At 52.8% G+C, this 377-nt stretch carries 1 protein-coding gene; it reads right to left on the reverse strand.

Annotated elements, in window-relative coordinates; all coding sequences use genetic code 11:
• Positions 1-367 (reverse strand): hypothetical protein (locus WH96_RS20955; RefSeq protein WP_204248274.1); only part of this gene is annotated, 367 nt, incomplete at its 3' end.
• Positions 368-377: the final 10 nt, after the last annotated feature.

Raw genomic sequence — 377 nt, forward strand, 5'->3', positions numbered from 1 at the left:
AATCATCGTAGGTATAAGACACCGTCGTCGTTTTATACGGCGTTCCATCTTTCGTAGTCGCGGGCCAGCCCGGACCAGTAGACGACCCACTTCCCGTAGTTCCTGTCCCTGTACCACTTCCAGATGAAGAGCCGCCTGAAGTTGTTCCGCCGCTTTGTGATGTTCCACTACCTGACGACGATCCTCCCCCATTGAACGGTCCATCCTGGTTCCCTGAACCACTGCCAGATGAGCCTCCGAAACTGCCATCATTATCGCCGTTTCCTGTATCTCCGCCTCCACTAAATGATCCATATGCAGGAGAAAGTGCCACCAAGGGTAAAGCCAATAATCCGGCAAGCGCCAAAGGCTTAAGAGATTTCAGCAATCCCTTGCCA

Source organism: Kiloniella spongiae, assembly GCF_001026905.1.
In the GTDB taxonomy this organism is placed as follows: Bacteria; Pseudomonadota; Alphaproteobacteria; order Kiloniellales; family Kiloniellaceae; genus Kiloniella; species Kiloniella spongiae.